Source organism: Mucilaginibacter sp. P25, assembly GCF_050859465.1.
Taxonomy (GTDB): domain Bacteria; phylum Bacteroidota; class Bacteroidia; order Sphingobacteriales; family Sphingobacteriaceae; genus Mucilaginibacter; species Mucilaginibacter gossypii.
In genome coordinates this window covers 6,424,872-6,439,481 of sequence record NZ_CP193937.1, presented here as the reverse complement: position 1 = coordinate 6,439,481, position 14,610 = coordinate 6,424,872, and the positions used below count along the sequence as shown (strand labels likewise).

Genomic DNA, 14,610 nt, shown 5'->3' with positions numbered 1-14,610 from the left:
TGCAGCAAGATGTGCTGTACAAACAGGTGGCCGAATTGATCCGGGCCAAAAAGATTGATAAATTTGTTGGCGTAGGGGAGGCGCTGCTCGGCCACCAGCAATATTTTGACATAGCCCAACAATATTTTTATGCTGATACAGCCACTCTGCTGCAACAGTTAAAAGTGCTCAATTTTAAAGATGAAACCATCCTGATCAAAGGTTCGCGCAGTTTTGAGTTTGAGCAGGTGAGCCGCGCGTTGGCCCAAAAAGCGCATGAAACCGTAATGGAGATCAACCTGAACTCCTTACTAAACAACCTTAACTTTTATAAATCAAAGCTTAAGCCGGGCGTAAAAGTGATGGCTATGGTAAAGGCTTTTAGCTATGGCAGCGGCACTTTTGAGGTTGCCAATATGCTGCAATATAATAAGGTTGATTATTTGGCGGTTGCCTATATTGATGAGGGGGTAGCTTTACGGCAGGCGGGGATTAACCTGCCCATCAAAGTGCTTAACCCCGAAGCTTCGGCATTTGATAAGCTCACCGAATATAAGCTTGAGCCGGTAATTTACAGTTTTGGTTTATTAGATGATTTTGTGAGCTATGCTTCGGCACAAGGCATTGCCGGTTACCCGGTACACCTTAAAATTGACACCGGTATGCATCGCCTGGGTTTTGAAAATTACGAGATAGAAACCCTGTGCGATATGCTGGAGGTCAACCGTTACGTGCGGGTGCAATCGGTATTTTCGCACCTGGTAGCAAGCGAAAGTCCGGAACACGACGAGTTTACTAAAAAGCAGATAAGGCGCTTTGAAAAGGCTTTTAAAGAAATAGAGCGCACACTGGGTTATAAGGTGATCAAGCACATCTGCAATACAGCCGGCATTATCCGCTGGCCTTCGGCACACTATGATATGGTTAGATTGGGGATAGGATTGTATGGAATCGATTCTGTCGGTATCAGGGGCTGATGTGGGCTTGCAGCCTATAGCCAGTTTAAAAACCAGCGTTGCCCAGGTTAAAAAGATTGGAAAAGGAGACACAATCAGCTACGGGCGAAGCGGGAGCCTTGTTAAAGACGGGAAAATAGCTACTGTTCGTATTGGCTATGCCGATGGTTACCTGCGTGCCTTTGGCAAAGGCGTGGGTAAAATGCTGGTGAAAGGCACACTTGTGCCTACCGTGGGCAACATCACTATGGATATGTGCATGCTGGATGTGAGCGGCCTTGATGTGCATGAAGGCGATGAGGTGATCATCTTTGATGAGCATCAGCGCATTGAAGAACTGGCAAAGCAGATAGGTACCATCCCTTATGAAATATTAACCAATATTTCGCAAAGGGTAAAAAGAGTGTACTTTTACGAGTAGAAATCAGGGGCTTAAAATGAACAGGTTAGCGCGGGCATTATTCAGGTATTTTGTAAAAGGGATGTTGGTGGTTGTACCGGTAGGCGCAGCTATTTTCCTGATGTACTGGGCGGTGGCCAGCATTGATAAGGCGCTTAATCTGAGTGATCTTTGGGTTGATAAGACCGGGAAGCACATGTATATCCCGGGTTTGGGGATCCTGAATGTGGTAGTGGTTATCATGATCATGGGGGTGCTGGTTACCAATGTAATCACCGAACCAATTAAAGCCTGGTTTAAGCGGTGGTTTGCACGTTTGCCCATCTTCGCGTTCCTGTATTCTGTCGATAAAAGATTTGACAGAAGCCTTTGTTGGCGAAGAGAAAAAGTTCAACGAACCGGTACTGGTTGAGGTTAATGAGTTCGGTTTAAAAAAGATAGGTTTCCTGGTTCAGAAAGACCTGACAAAGATTGGCTTGCCCGGCGAGGTGGCTGTATACTTCCCGTATTCCTACTCGTTTGCAGGGCAGGTAATCATCATTGCTGCCGATAGGGTAAAACCGATGGATAAGAGTGCTGCCGATGTGATGAAGTTTGTGATATCTGGCGGCGTGAGCGGATTGGATTAGCTCTCTATAAATCTCCTCCGGTGTAGGGGCGATTTTCTTAAAGCCTTCCTTTCGGGTAGGGTAGGGTTGGGGTGGGGCTTGCGTGTTTCTACGGCAACACTTCCACCTGTTTTGAATCTGTCACCCTGGCTTTCTTGAAGCTTCTTACTGCCCAAAAAACAGCTATTAGCATTAAAATCGCACCCAAAATATACGGAGCACCCGGAAAATAGGTTGAAGTATCACGATGGGTAAACAAATGAAACACCGAACTCATTAACAGGGGGCCGATGATTACTGCTAAACTACTGATACTGGTCAATGAGCCCTGCAATTCGCCCTGCTCTTTAGCTGATACTGTACTGGTAATCATACCCTGAAGTGAAGGGCCCGAAATACCGCCAAGGCAATAAGGTACCATAAAAACATACATCATCCAACCCTGGTTGGCAAAAGCAATGAGGGTTAAGCCGATGGTGTAAAATAGTAAGCCGGCTACAATATTTTTCTCCTGCCCGAATTTAGGAATGGTAAACCTGATGAGCCCTCCCTGTATGGCTACCAGTACTATTCCAATAAAAAAGCCTAAAAAACCAATGCTTTTCAGCGACCAGTCAAACTTTTCGGTTACGTAAAAGGATAACACATATTCAACAGCTTTTTGGGCGATATAAACCAACGAGAATGCTCCGATCAATCCGGTTAAGGATTTATAGCGCGACAGGCTGCGTAATGAGCTAATGGGATTAGCCTTCTTCCATTCAAAGCGCCTGCGGTTTTTGATATTTAATGATTCGGGTAATACAAAATAGCCATACGCCGCATTCAGGAGTGCCAGACCGGCCGCCAACATAAAAGGGAACCGCACATTTAATGCACCCAAAAAGCTCCCGGTGCCTATACCAATAATAAATCCAAGCCCGGATGCTGCCCCAACCAAACCAAAATTTGCCGCCCGGTTTTTACCTGTACTGATATCGGCAATGTAAGCGGTTGCTGTGGTATTACTGGCGCCCGCAAAGCCTGCTATGGCACGGCCGATAAATAACCAGGCCACAGTAGGAGCAAAGGCCATAAAAATATAATCTATCCCAAAGCCAATAAGCGAACCTAATAATACAGGCCGGCGCCCGTACCTATCGCTCAGGTTACCCAATAGTGATGAAAACAGGAACTGCATGGAGGCGTACGTGAAAGTTAAATAGCCATTATATTGCGCAGCGGTGCTTACATCCATGTTGCCCAGTTTCTCGAGCAGCGAGGGCATTACCGGTATAATGATGCCTAAACCAAGTACATCAATAAAAAGCGTTACGAAAATAAATCCTAAGGCAGCGGTATGTTTTTTAGGTTTGGCGCTCATTAATAATGATAAAGGTTTAAGCAGGTCAAAAGTTTTATTTCAGGTTATATTACAGCTTTATCTTCAATCCATATTCATGTTTTAAGGTAAGCAATGCTTCGGCATTGCCTTTGGCATCATCAACCGGGTGATGTGTGTGCGATGTTTGGCGCAGGTGTTTAAAGTTTTGAAACATATCTTTTACTATGCCTTTGTACAGGCTGCCCAGGTTTTGCGAGCTGAAACCAAAAGGATTGTCGCCTGTGAAATGATGAAAATACCAGCAGATGAACATCCAGTCAAATCCATTATTATCACTGATGAAATGTGGTTTATCATGGCAAACCCGTTTTAACCACGCTGCGAAATCATTCATGACCTTTGCCGGATCATCAAAATTTAAAGTTTCCTCGCGGGTATGTCCGGATACAGCCAGCGCTTCTGGAATGTAATTTTCAGAAATGGGCTTCAACTGCCCGTAAAAAGTTTCTTTGAGGCCGTCTTGTACCAGCACCGCCCCAAACGAGATCATAGAATAATCGCCCGGAATTGGACCGTCGCTTTCTATATCTACCATAATGTAAGCCATTGTATTAATTATTATAGTTTGTATTTGCTTTAAATAAGCATGTTAATTATCTATAATATACAAAAAATAAATGATCAATGCAATGTTGCTAAGGCATCCACATCCTTTGCTGAGGTTTTCTTCACGTTTTTGAAATTACGGATAGCAAGCAACGCGCTTATCAACATCAGTATTGCACCTAAAATAAAGGGGGCTCCCGGAAAAAAGAAGGGCCTTTTATCGTTGGTGAAATAATAAAATAAAGTGGTCATTACCCAGGGGCCAAAAATGGCGCTCAGACTCATGAGGCTGGTTAGGCCACCCTGCAGTTCGCCCTGTTCATTGGCAGGTACCTGGTTGGTCATGATGCCCTGCAACGCCGGGCCTGCAATACCGCCAAGGGCATAAGGCACCATAAAGGCAAACATCATCCAACCCTGGGTTGCCACAGCAAACAGGATAAGGCCGATGCTATATAGCAGCAAGCCAACCCAAATGCAACGTTCCATGCCCAGTTTAGGTAAGATCAGGCGCATCAGGCCGCCCTGTACCAACGCTATCATCAGGCCTATAAAGGCAAGAGAATAACCAACGGTATCCTCGCCCCATTTAAATTTTTCGAAAGTAAAATATGTCCAAACGTTTTGTACGGCCTGCCCGGCAAAATATACCAGGAAAAGCGATAGGGCCAAACCCATAACCGACGGATATTTTTTAAGCTGCAGCAATGAGCCCAGCGGGTTTGCCCTTTTCATATCGAAGGGACGGCGATGGGCCTCATCCAGCGATTCGGGCAGGATGAAGAAGCCATAGAGGGCGTTCAAAAAGGCCAAACCTGCGGCAGCGAAAAATGGATATTGAACATCCATTTTACCTAACACACCGCCAATTGCCGGACCAATGATAAAGCCGAGACCAAAGGCAACGCCAATCATACCAAAGTTTTGGGCACGCTTTTCGGGAGTACTCACATCAGCTATATAGGCCGATGCTGTGGTGAAGCTGGCGCCGGTAATGCCTGCAATTGCCCGGCCTAAAAATAGCCACCATATGGATGGTGCAAAGGCAAGGAACAAATAATCAATGCCAAAACCCAGTAAGGAACAAAGCAAAACCGGGCGGCGGCCATACTTATCACTCAGGTTGCCTATCATTGGCGAAAAAAGGAACTGCATTACCGAATAGGCCAGCGTTAAAAAGCCGGCATACAAAGAAGCTTCGCTCAACCCGGCGTGGATCAATTTTTCAATCAGTTTGGGCAGTACAGGTATGATGATCCCTAAGCCTACCACATCAATCAGTAAAGTAACGAATATAAAGCCTAAAGCTCCCTGGGGTTTATTCTTGGCGGACTTATCCATGGCGCAAAATAAATTATTAACGTTAATAATTGTTAAAATAATTGTATTTATAATAATTTGTATTTAACTTGAACTATATAATTAGTTAAACCTATGAAACCACACAAATCAATGCTACTGTTGCCGGCACTCTTGGCTGTGCAAAGTTTTTTTGCACAAAGTAATCATCTTACATTATCTGATAGTTATCCATCGGCAACCGAAAAGGTTAAAATTACTTATGATCCGAAAGGTACGCCTGTTGCCGATAAAAAGGATATCAGCGCAGAGGTATACTACATTGATGGGAAGGATAACCCGGCAGCCGACATCGAATTAAAACCTAATGGCTCTTTACTTTCCGGCGATTTCACTATTCCTGCCACAGCGAAAGCTTTTTTTGTAAAGATTTTTAGTAACGGTGATATTGATAATAATAACGACAAAGGGTACATATACTTAGTTTATAAAGATAAAAAACCTGTTCAGGGTGCTTATGAAGCAAAAGCTTACATATTGGCCAGTGGGGTTGGCAGTAATTTTGCCAAAATAAAGATAGACTCCGAAGAAGGCCTGACTTTATATAAAAAAGAATATGATGCCTACCCGCAGGCCGAAAAACCATATCAGTTTAATTACTACTATATATTGGCCAAGAAAAAAGATCCGGCTACTTCTGCCTTGTTAGAAGCCAAAGTTAAAGCGCTTGAAAAAAGCGCGGTAGAAAAAGATCTGATCCTGGCCGCTAACATACTGAACTGGCGTAACAAAAAAACTCTGCCGATTCATTGGGAGAGATTATCAAAGCTAAGTATCCTAACGGCGAATCAGTAAAAAACGAGGCGGAATTTGCCATGATGCGCGAGAAGGATGTGCACAAAAAAGATTCGCTTTATAAAGCATATATAGCCAAATTCCCGGCTATGGCTACTGATAAAGGTTCTCGAATAGATTATATACGAGGGCAACTGGCTACCGGCTTTTTGACTGATGGTAATACAGCTGCTTCTAATGCTTATGCAGCACAAGTCCAAAATAAATCAAGCATTGCAAACAGCTATAACAACATAGCTTATGGCTGGGCTCAACAAGATGAGCGCCTTGACGAGGCTGAAAAGCTGTCAAAACAATCATTGGAGATCGTTATTGAAAAAATGAAGCATCCTGAGGCTTCGCCGTTTATGTCGGTAAAGAGCATGCAAAAGCAAAACAAGGATGTATATAACATGTATGCTGATAGTTACGCATTCATTTTATATAAAGAGAAAAAATATAATGAGGCCCTTAAATATCAAAAAGAGGTTTATACAGACAACAAGGATAACGACCCTATCACCACCGAGCATTACGTACTTATTTTAAATGCCCTTGGCAAATATGCCGAATCAAAAGATGTAATTGAAGGCGCGTTTAAGGCAGCTAAAGTTTCCCCTGCTTTAACAGAAGAGTTAAAAAAGGCCTATGTAGGCTTAAAAGGCAATGAAGCAGGTTACGATCAATACCTGGCCGGTTTAACAGCTATTGCAAAAGACAAAAAAAGGGAAGAGGTGGCTAAGCAAATGACCAACGAGCCTGCTGCCAAATTTGCCCTTAAAGATTTTGCGGGAAAAACCGTTTCGCTGGCCGACTTAAAAGGCAAGATTGTTATAGTTGATTTTTGGGCTACCTGGTGCGGCCCTTGTAAAGCATCTTTTCCGGGAATGCAAATGGCTGTAAATAAATATAAGGATGATGAGGATGTGAAATTCCTGTTTATTGATACCTGGGAAAACGGCGATAATTATATTGATGGCGTAAAAAAATTCATTACCGATAATAATTACACTTTTAACGTGCTGGTAGATGAAAAAGGCAGCGATGGCAGGCAATCAAAAGTGGTTTCACAATTTGGAGTAACCGGTATTCCAACCAAGTTCATCATCGATAAAAACGGCAATACCCGCTTTAAGGTTGTGGGATTTGGTGGTTCGGCAGAAGGGTTGGTAGAAGAAGTGAGCACAATGATTGACATGGCAAAAGCGCCGGTTGCCGCGGAAGTTGCTGCTACGCCAAAACAAAACATGAAATAGCTGATTGCAAACCTAAAACTATATCAAACAAAAATGCCGCCCTCATGGAGCGGCATTTTTTTATTGTATTGCCTGTTAAAAGTTTGGCTTAAGCACGTATTTGTTATAGAAACGGGTGATGTGCTCAACAGCTTCTTCCGCGGTATCAACCACGCGATAAAGGTTCAGGTCGTCGGGATTGATATTGTGCTGATCGTTCAGCATTTTTTCTTCAACCCATTTAAACAGGCCTTTCCAGTACTCAACTCCAACAAAAATGATTGGGAAACGGGCAATTTTACCTGTTTGGATAAGGGTAATGGCCTCAAACGATTCATCCATAGTGCCAAAGCCGCCGGGTAAAATGATAAAACCCTGCGAATATTTCATGAACATAACCTTGCGGATAAAGAAGTAATCAAACTCCATGATCTTATCCCTGTCGATATATTTATTGTGGAACTGCTCAAATGGGAGTTCGATATTTAAACCTACCGATTTACCGCCGTTTTCATAGGCGCCCTTGTTGGCAGCTTCCATAATACCGGGCCCGCCGCCTGATATTACACCGTAACCATGCTCGGTAAGCAGGCGGGCGGTTTCTACCGCCAGTTGGTAGTATTTGTTATCGGTATGCGTACGCGCCGACCCGAAGATGGATACGCATGGGCCAATTTTGGCCAGTTTTTCAAAGCCGTCAACAAATTCGGCCATTATTTTAAAGATCTGCCAGGAGTCGGTAACCTTAATTTCCTGCCAGTTTTTGTTCTCGAAAGCTTGTCTTATTTTATCTTCTCCGGTCATATTCTTTTTTTAGTCCGGAAGTTGGCGAGTCCAAAAGTCCGGAAGTGTTTTTTTAGTCCGGAAGTCGGAACGTCCGAAAGTCCGGAAGTTTTTATTCTATATTAATTAATGCAAAGTACAAAGAAAATTGATTCCGGTTTATTTGTTGTTTTACTTTTTAATTACCCGATCTCCGGGTTTTCCGACTTACGGACTTCTCCAGCTTTCGAACTCGAAGTAACCCAAAGCCCAATAAATGTAATTAATCCGTTTACAATGATGAGTTCGTTACCAAAAACATATCCGCCTAAAATTGTTTTTGATTCGGCATTTAAAAAATAGCATATAGCAGGAGAGAGTATGCAAATGAAGGGTACCAGTTTATCCATTACCTGCCTGTGGCCTACAAACAGGCCAAATGAATAAAGGCCAAGCAGCGGCCCATAGGTATATGATGCCACGGTGAATATGGCGCTAACTACAGCATCATTATTAATGGCGTTAAATATAATGATGGTTAAAAACATCAACCCCGAAAAAGCAATGTGTACCCAATGACGCACGGCCACCATTTTTTTGCTATTCACATCCTTGCGCTTGTTAAACCCTAAAAAGTCTACACAAAAAGAGGTGGTGAGCGCTGTAAGTGCCGAATCGGTAGTGGCAAAGGTAGCAGCTGTTAAGCCCAGCATGAATATCATAGCAGGAACAAGCCCTAAATATTGCAGGGCGATAGTAGGGTACAGATAGTCGGTTTTAGTAACGTTGATGCCGTTTTTGGCAGCGTACATGTATAGCAAAGCGCCTACGCTCAGGAAGAATATGTTAATAATCACGAAAACGCCAACAAAGCTGAACATGTTTTTTTGCGCTTCTTTGATATTTTTAAGGCTGAGGTTTTTTTGCATCAGGTCCTGGTCAAGCCCGGTCATACCGATAGTGATAAACATGGCGCCTAAAAACTGTTTACCTAAATGCAGCTTGCTGCTCATGAAATCGTTAAAGAAGAATATTTTGGAATAGCTGCTGTTTTTGATGGTTTCGGCAGCTTCAAAAATGTTCATGTGCAGGCTTTGGCAAATAAAATATATCGACAGGAAAACAGATGTTACCAGGAAAAATGTTTGCAAGCTGTCCGTAATGATAATGGTTTTCAATCCTCCCTTAAAGGTGTACGACCAGATGAGCAGCAAACAAATAAGCACCGTAACCGCAAAGGGAATATGGTAGCTGTCGAAAATAAACTTCTGCAGTACGATAACCACCAGGTATAACCTGAATGCAGAGCCGATAACCCGGCTCACCAGGAATATAGCAGCAGCTGTTTTATAGCTCCAAACACCTAAAGCGCCTTCAATATAACTGTAAATGGATGTGAGTTTAAGTCGGTAATATAAGGGAAGTAATACCGTTGCTATGATGAAAAATCCCGCAGCGTTGCCCAGCACAAACTGGAAATAGGCAAAATCATCGGTGCCAACCTTACCGGGAACAGAGATAAAAGTAACCCCGCTCAATGCCGTACCAATCATCCCGAAGGCAACTAAATACCATTTGGAATTTCGGTTAGCTACAAAGAAGGTGTCGTTATCTGAAGATTTTTTTGATGTAAGCCACGAGATGATGAGCAATACCAAAAAATAACCGATGATGAATGACAATAATACTCCTGGCGACATAGGTGTTGTTTAAGTCCGGAAGTCGGAAAGTCCGGAAGTCCGAAAGATTTTTTATTTAGTCCGTAAGTTCGGTAAGTCCGAAAGTCCGGAGGATTTTTTGCAAAATACAAATACATTGTAAGATTTGCCAATCATAACTTCTCTGCTTTAAATTTTCTAAATCTAAACATCCAACTTTCGGACTTCCCCAACTTCCGGACTTTCCGACGCCCCCGACTTTCGGACTTCCGACTTAAAATCCCTACCTTCGCACAATGAATTTTTCGTCCAAATTACTGGAAAATGCTGTAGCCGAATTTGCCAAATTACCGGGTGTTGGTCAGAAGACTGCCCTGCGGTTGGTGCTGCATTTACTTAACCAGGATAAGCAGGATGTTGAGCGTTTTAGTACGGCGGTAACCAAGCTCCGCAACGAAATACAGTTTTGCCGGGTTTGCCATAATATATCAGATTTGCCTGTCTGCGAGATCTGCTCATCGCACCGCCGCGATCACAGCCTCATTTGCGTTGTTGAAGATACCCGCGATGTAATGGCCATTGAAAATACCAATCAGTTCAATGGCGTTTATCATGTGCTTGGTGGCTTAATATCGCCAATGGATGGTGTTGGACCGTCAGATTTGCAGGTGGATACGCTGGTTGAACGCCTTAAGCCAACTACCGATAACGAGGTTAAAGAAGTGGTTTTTGCCCTCAGCGCCACTATGGAAGGTGACACAACCTTGTTCTATCTTCATAAAAAATTAAAAAATTTCAATATTACCATCACAACTATAGCTCGTGGCATAGCTTTTGGTGGTGAATTAGAGTACGTAGATGAGATAACTTTGGGCCGTTCCATAGCTACCCGCGTTCCGTACGAAAATTCACTATCTAAATAGCATGAAACTATCTATAGTTGTTGTAAGCCATAATACCTGCAACCTGCTCAGGATTGCCCTGAATGCAGCGGTCAGGGCTGCTCAGGACCTTAGTCACGAGGTTTTTGTGGTCGACAATGCTTCGGCTGATAAGTCGATAGCCATGTTAAATACTGAATTTCCGGATGTAAAGATAATAGCCAACGATAAAAACGAGGGTATGGCCCGGGCATATAACCATGCACTTAAACTGGCTGCAGGCGAGTATGTTTTACTGGTCAATGCGGATACTATTACAGGCAAGAAGACCATAGAAAAGGCCCTTGAATTTATGGATCTGCATACCGATGCCGGCGGTTTAGGGGTACGTATGATAACTCCTGAAGGCAAATTTTTAAAAGAATCAAAACGCGGGTTCAACAAGCCCTGGGAAACCTTTTTCAAGCTAACCGGCCTGGCAAAACACTTTTCAAAATCAAGGCTTACCAGTCCGCAAAGTAAAGATTGGGTTGAAGAGTTTCAAACCTCCGAATCGGATATCATCAACGGTGCCTTTATGCTGCTGCGTAAAGAAGCACTTAACCAGGTAGGATTAATGGATGAGCGTTTTCATACCTATGGTTATGATATCGATTATTCATACCGGGTCAGGCTTGCCGGGTTTAAAAACTACTATTTCCCCAAAACATATATCATCAATTTTAACATACAAAACAAGGTTAAATTTAGCTGGGCACACATTAAAGAATATTATGGGGCGATGATTATCTTCGCGTCCAAATATTTATTTAAGGTGCCCGAACTTAAGGTGGAAGGCATCCCCCAGCTAATTCCTCCTTCGTATGAAGTTAAATGATAAGATCGTAATCATCACCGGCGCCTCGTCGGGCATCGGGAAATCACTTGCTTATGAATGTGCTAAACGCGGCGCCAATGTGGTACTGGCGGCAAGGCAATATGTTACCCTTTGCCAGCTTACCGAACAGCTTGAGCGGGAATATAAAATCAAAGCATTAGCTATACAGTGTGATGTAACCAATGAAGATGATTGCGCCCAGCTCATTAAACAAACCCTTATTACTTTTGGTAAAATTGATGTATTGATCAACAACGCAGGCATCACTATGCGTGCCCTGTTTAAGGATGTAAAAGTGGATGTGCTAAAACAGGTGATGGATGTTAATTTTTGGGGAATGGTTAACTGCATCAAATATGCCCTGCCCGAAATTACTAAAACCAAAGGCAGTATAGTAGGTGTATCATCTATAGCGGGGTATAAAGGTTTGCCCGGCCGTTCAGGTTACTCGGCATCAAAATTTGCCATGAACGGCTTTTTAGATTCATTAAGGATCGAAAATCTTAAAACAGGGGTACATGTATTAACAGCCTGCCCCGGCTTTACGGCATCAAACATACGTAACACCGCTTTGAACAGCGAAGGCAAACAACAAGGCGAGAGCACCCTTGAAGAACAAAAAATGATGAGCAGTGATGAGGTAGCCAAACATATTGTTGATGGCATTGAAAACCGGGTCCGCACATTAACCCTCACCGGTCAGGGCAAACTGACGGTAGCCCTGAGTAAATTTATACCGGCATTTTTAGATAAAATGGTTTATAAGCATTTTACCAAAGAACGGGACCCGCTTCTTCGTTAGTCATTCTTTCATTGGGTCATTGAGTCATTGCACTTACGCTGCAAAAAAATGACTTAATGACGCAATGACCTAATGAATGATATCATACGCACTTATCCTGCTCAAATCCAATACAATGCGACCTGTTCTCGTCGCGCTCAAAGGCTGGTTTAAATTTAGCGTCCCATACAAAATCGTCGTATTGGTATGAAGTACGGGAATGGACGGTTTGCGAAAAAGTATCGTCGAAAGTTTTCAGGATTACCGAAAGGCCGGCTTGCCTGCGTTCAAGCTCCTCGGGTATGATATCTTTAATTGGGCTGTTTTCATCAAGCGGGTGAACTACTGTCCAGTTCAGGGTTAAGATACTAACGCGGGTTCGTTCCAGTTCGAGCTGGAAGAATTTACGTACGGTTTTGCCGTTTTCCTCGTCGTTATAGCTGAAAACTACTTCCATTTCCAGGTCGATGAGGATATTTCTGCGTTCGTTGGCCAGGCGAAACATCAAACCTTTACCGCCTTCGCGATAGGGCGCGATAAGCACATTGCGGCTATACATGATCTTGGCCGAGGGACGTGAAAAACGACCATAAAGTAAACCGGTTGCCAAAGCAAAAGCCAGCAGGCCCATCATTGATTCGAGCGCGGCGATGGTATTGGGAATCATACCCCTGGGACTGATATGGCCATAGCCTACGGTTGATATGGTTTGTGCCGAAAAAAGAAGGCGTCCATAAAGCGGTCGAAATCGGTATTGCCGCTTTTGCCGTCAAGCACATCAGGACCCAAGGAAAAATAAATAAACGCGAAAATAATGTTTACTATAAAATAGCAGCTAAAAACAATGAACCAAAACTTGCGCCAGCTCATGGTAATGAGCGAGTGGTAGTTGTTTGATGTAGTAAAAAACGGAAGGCCGGTACGTTTTACATTGATAGTGCCATCCTTATTTATAACAGGTTGGCTTTTTATAACAGGCTGGGTACCAAAACCAAGATCATCTTCGGGATTAATTTTCTCTTTATGTATGGCCATGGAGCTAATTACTGAATTATTGAGTTATTGAATTATCGATTTTTAGAAAATGTTACAGTTTGCTCTGATCTTCTACTAATTTAGTAGCTAAATCAATAATTCAGTAAATCAATAATTCAATAAATGTACTGTTCTGTTTGTTTTTATAAAAACTATTTACATATTTGTGCCAACAAGTAACAATGACAAAATTAAACAACAATTGGTGGTGGCTTAACGAGTAATCGTAAGGCAATTCCATGTTTGTTTAAAAGATATATTCAAAAGGGTTGCCATACGGCAACCCTTTTTTATGCTTCGCCCCCGGCCCCCTAAAGGGGGAGTAACGGCAAAAGGGGGCAAAAACTTTAACAATAAACTCCCCCTTTAGGGGGCCGGGGGCATATGAAACAGATATTAAATCATCTTTTTGAACACAAAACCTTTAGCAGGGAACAATCAAAAGGCATTTTGATCAATATTGCGCAGGGTAAGTACAACAACGCGCAAATGGCAGCTTTCATGACAGCTTATTGTATGCGAAGCATTACCGTTGAAGAACTGGAAGGCTTTCGCGATGCCATGCTGGAACTTTGTCTGCCCGTTAACCTGGAAACCGATGGCCTGATTGACCTTTGCGGTACCGGAGGCGATGGTAAGGATACTTTTAACATTTCAACGCTTGCTTCATTTGTTGTTGCGGGTGCGGGGTATAAGGTGGCCAAGCATGGTAACTATGGGGTATCATCGGGCTGCGGTTCATCAAATGTGATGGAGTACCTGGGTTACCAGTTTACCAACGATATTGATAAGCTGAAACGGAGTGCCGAGGAAGCTAATATCTGTTTTCTGCACGCGCCTTTGTTTCACCCGGCTATGAAAACCGTTGCGCCTATCCGCAGGGAATTGGGTGTTAAAACCTTCTTCAACATGCTGGGGCCCCTGGTTAATCCGGCGAAGCCCGATAATCAATTGGTAGGGGTGTTTAACCTGGAGCTTGCCCGGGTATACGCTTACCTTTACCAAAAATCAACTACAAAATATACTATCATAAACGCCCTGGAAGGCTATGACGAGAATCTCATTAACCTGCGATTTTAAGACCTTTTCGGCAGATGGTGAAAAGATCAACAGTGTTGAAGACCTTGGATTTGAAAAGCTTGATCCTAAAGAAATCATCGGCGGCGATACTGTGACAGCTTCGGCTGCCATATTTAGTTCGGTGCTTAAAGGCGAAGGCACCCCAGCCCAAAATAACGTGGTACTGGCTAACGCCGCGCTGGCCATTAAAACCATCGGCCCTGAAAAAACTTTTGGTGATTGTTTTTATGAAGCCGAAGAAGCATTGTTAAGCAAAAAAGCGCTGAGGAGTTTTAATACTTTATTACAAAACTAA

Annotated in this window: 16 protein-coding genes and 1 pseudogene; 10 read left to right on the top strand and 7 right to left on the bottom strand. The window is 43.1% G+C overall.

Annotated features, from left to right (window positions below; translation table 11 throughout):
- Positions 1–11 precede the first annotated feature (11 nt).
- From alr to ACRQ5D_RS32430, 4 genes are read left to right on the top strand one after another with little or no spacing between them, the layout of a single operon-like run.
- Positions 12–956 carry an alanine racemase gene (gene alr, locus ACRQ5D_RS32445; RefSeq protein ID WP_432327846.1) on the top strand — a complete coding sequence of 315 codons (945 nt, stop codon included), beginning with the start codon at positions 12–14 and terminating at the stop codon, positions 954–956.
- Positions 925–1,356, top strand: a complete 432-nt coding sequence (locus ACRQ5D_RS32440) for an alanine racemase C-terminal domain-containing protein (protein ID WP_432327843.1) — start codon at positions 925–927, stop codon at positions 1,354–1,356. Before alr ends, ACRQ5D_RS32440 begins: the two co-directional genes overlap by 32 nt.
- 16 nt (positions 1,357–1,372) lie before the next feature.
- Positions 1,373–1,747, top strand: coding sequence for a DUF502 domain-containing protein (locus ACRQ5D_RS32435; RefSeq protein ID WP_432327841.1), 375 nt, complete (start codon positions 1,373–1,375; stop codon positions 1,745–1,747).
- Entirely contained in the window at positions 1,692–1,964 is a 273-nt protein-coding gene (locus ACRQ5D_RS32430; RefSeq protein ID WP_431198798.1) for a DUF502 domain-containing protein, read from the top strand. The genes ACRQ5D_RS32435 and ACRQ5D_RS32430 overlap by 56 nt, the downstream gene beginning before the upstream one ends.
- A gap of 88 nt (positions 1,965–2,052) precedes the next feature.
- Here the strand turns inward: ACRQ5D_RS32430 and ACRQ5D_RS32425 are convergent, their stop codons facing one another.
- The 3 genes from ACRQ5D_RS32425 to ACRQ5D_RS32415 form a co-directional block, all read right to left on the bottom strand.
- Positions 2,053–3,306: a TCR/Tet family MFS transporter gene (locus tag ACRQ5D_RS32425; RefSeq protein ID WP_091174467.1), complete on the bottom strand. Its 1,254-nt coding sequence runs from the start codon at positions 3,304–3,306 to the stop codon at positions 2,053–2,055.
- A 49-nt stretch (positions 3,307–3,355) separates the two neighbouring features.
- Positions 3,356–3,874 (bottom strand): 3'-5' exoribonuclease domain-containing protein, encoded by a 519-nt coding sequence (locus ACRQ5D_RS32420; protein ID WP_091174464.1) that lies wholly within the window; start codon positions 3,872–3,874, stop codon positions 3,356–3,358.
- Positions 3,875–3,948: 74 nt separating this feature from the next.
- The gene (locus tag ACRQ5D_RS32415) at positions 3,949–5,214 is read right to left on the bottom strand and encodes a TCR/Tet family MFS transporter (RefSeq protein ID WP_091174461.1); all 1,266 of its coding nucleotides are present in this window, start codon (positions 5,212–5,214) and stop codon (positions 3,949–3,951) included.
- Positions 5,215–5,307: 93 nt separating this feature from the next.
- Here ACRQ5D_RS32415 and ACRQ5D_RS32410 point away from each other — a divergent pair, with 93 nt between their 5' ends.
- Both ACRQ5D_RS32410 and ACRQ5D_RS32405 read left to right on the top strand, forming a co-directional pair.
- Positions 5,308–6,027, top strand: coding sequence for a hypothetical protein (locus ACRQ5D_RS32410; protein ID WP_432327838.1), 720 nt, complete (start codon positions 5,308–5,310; stop codon positions 6,025–6,027).
- The gene (locus tag ACRQ5D_RS32405; protein WP_431198796.1) at positions 5,982–7,262 is read left to right on the top strand and encodes a redoxin domain-containing protein; all 1,281 of its coding nucleotides are present in this window, start codon (positions 5,982–5,984) and stop codon (positions 7,260–7,262) included. Before ACRQ5D_RS32410 ends, ACRQ5D_RS32405 begins: the two co-directional genes overlap by 46 nt.
- 75 nt (positions 7,263–7,337) lie before the next feature.
- Here the strand turns inward: ACRQ5D_RS32405 and ACRQ5D_RS32400 are convergent, their stop codons facing one another.
- Both ACRQ5D_RS32400 and ACRQ5D_RS32395 read right to left on the bottom strand, forming a co-directional pair.
- Complete coding sequence (locus ACRQ5D_RS32400; protein WP_090533093.1) at positions 7,338–8,045, bottom strand: TIGR00730 family Rossman fold protein; 708 nt, start codon at positions 8,043–8,045, stop codon at positions 7,338–7,340.
- Positions 8,046–8,206: 161 nt separating this feature from the next.
- Positions 8,207–9,703, bottom strand: coding sequence for a sodium:solute symporter (locus ACRQ5D_RS32395; RefSeq protein ID WP_091174451.1), 1,497 nt, complete (start codon positions 9,701–9,703; stop codon positions 8,207–8,209).
- A 254-nt stretch (positions 9,704–9,957) separates the two neighbouring features.
- Here ACRQ5D_RS32395 and recR point away from each other — a divergent pair, with 254 nt between their 5' ends.
- Genes recR through ACRQ5D_RS32380 form a run of 3 tightly spaced genes read left to right on the top strand, consistent with a single transcriptional unit; the run spans position 9,958 to position 12,221 of the window.
- Positions 9,958–10,584, top strand: coding sequence for a recombination mediator RecR (recR, locus tag ACRQ5D_RS32390; protein WP_091174448.1), 627 nt, complete (start codon positions 9,958–9,960; stop codon positions 10,582–10,584).
- Position 10,585: 1 nt separating this feature from the next.
- Positions 10,586–11,419, top strand: a complete 834-nt coding sequence (locus ACRQ5D_RS32385; protein ID WP_091174445.1) for a glycosyltransferase family 2 protein — start codon at positions 10,586–10,588, stop codon at positions 11,417–11,419.
- Complete coding sequence (locus ACRQ5D_RS32380; protein ID WP_091174440.1) at positions 11,406–12,221, top strand: SDR family oxidoreductase; 816 nt, start codon at positions 11,406–11,408, stop codon at positions 12,219–12,221. Before ACRQ5D_RS32385 ends, ACRQ5D_RS32380 begins: the two co-directional genes overlap by 14 nt.
- An 82-nt stretch (positions 12,222–12,303) precedes the next feature.
- On the opposite strand, the gene ACRQ5D_RS32375 is transcribed toward ACRQ5D_RS32380, so the two are convergent.
- Both ACRQ5D_RS32375 and ACRQ5D_RS32370 read right to left on the bottom strand, forming a co-directional pair.
- Positions 12,304–12,867: a hypothetical protein gene (locus ACRQ5D_RS32375; protein ID WP_432327835.1), complete on the bottom strand. Its 564-nt coding sequence runs from the start codon at positions 12,865–12,867 to the stop codon at positions 12,304–12,306.
- A 26-nt stretch (positions 12,868–12,893) separates the two neighbouring features.
- A complete protein-coding gene (locus ACRQ5D_RS32370; protein WP_431198794.1) occupies positions 12,894–13,235 on the bottom strand; it encodes a hypothetical protein in 342 nt (113 codons plus the stop codon).
- Between the two features lie 384 nt (positions 13,236–13,619).
- On the opposite strand from ACRQ5D_RS32370, the pseudogene trpD reads away from it, so the two are divergent.
- Positions 13,620–14,610 (top strand): annotated as a pseudogene (trpD, locus tag ACRQ5D_RS32365) (anthranilate phosphoribosyltransferase).

Excerpts from the sequence above, each read along its gene's own strand:
- ACRQ5D_RS32440 (WP_432327843.1), top strand. The coding sequence starts at position 925 with ATGGAATCGATTCTGTCGGTATCAGGGGCTGATGTGGGCTTGCAGCCT.
- ACRQ5D_RS32435 (WP_432327841.1), top strand. The coding sequence starts at position 1,373 with ATGAACAGGTTAGCGCGGGCATTATTCAGGTATTTTGTAAAAGGGATG.
- ACRQ5D_RS32425 (WP_091174467.1), bottom strand. The coding sequence starts at position 3,306 with ATGAGCGCCAAACCTAAAAAACATACCGCTGCCTTAGGATTTATTTTC.
- ACRQ5D_RS32420 (WP_091174464.1), bottom strand. The coding sequence starts at position 3,874 with ATGGCTTACATTATGGTAGATATAGAAAGCGACGGTCCAATTCCGGGC.
- ACRQ5D_RS32415 (WP_091174461.1), bottom strand. The coding sequence starts at position 5,214 with ATGGATAAGTCCGCCAAGAATAAACCCCAGGGAGCTTTAGGCTTTATA.
- ACRQ5D_RS32410 (WP_432327838.1), top strand. The coding sequence starts at position 5,308 with ATGAAACCACACAAATCAATGCTACTGTTGCCGGCACTCTTGGCTGTG.
- ACRQ5D_RS32400 (WP_090533093.1), bottom strand. The coding sequence starts at position 8,045 with ATGACCGGAGAAGATAAAATAAGACAAGCTTTCGAGAACAAAAACTGG.
- ACRQ5D_RS32395 (WP_091174451.1), bottom strand. The coding sequence starts at position 9,703 with ATGTCGCCAGGAGTATTATTGTCATTCATCATCGGTTATTTTTTGGTA.
- recR (WP_091174448.1), top strand. The coding sequence starts at position 9,958 with ATGAATTTTTCGTCCAAATTACTGGAAAATGCTGTAGCCGAATTTGCC.
- ACRQ5D_RS32385 (WP_091174445.1), top strand. The coding sequence starts at position 10,586 with ATGAAACTATCTATAGTTGTTGTAAGCCATAATACCTGCAACCTGCTC.
- ACRQ5D_RS32380 (WP_091174440.1), top strand. The coding sequence starts at position 11,406 with ATGAAGTTAAATGATAAGATCGTAATCATCACCGGCGCCTCGTCGGGC.
- ACRQ5D_RS32375 (WP_432327835.1), bottom strand. The coding sequence starts at position 12,867 with ATGATTCCCAATACCATCGCCGCGCTCGAATCAATGATGGGCCTGCTG.
- ACRQ5D_RS32370 (WP_431198794.1), bottom strand. The coding sequence starts at position 13,235 with ATGGCCATACATAAAGAGAAAATTAATCCCGAAGATGATCTTGGTTTT.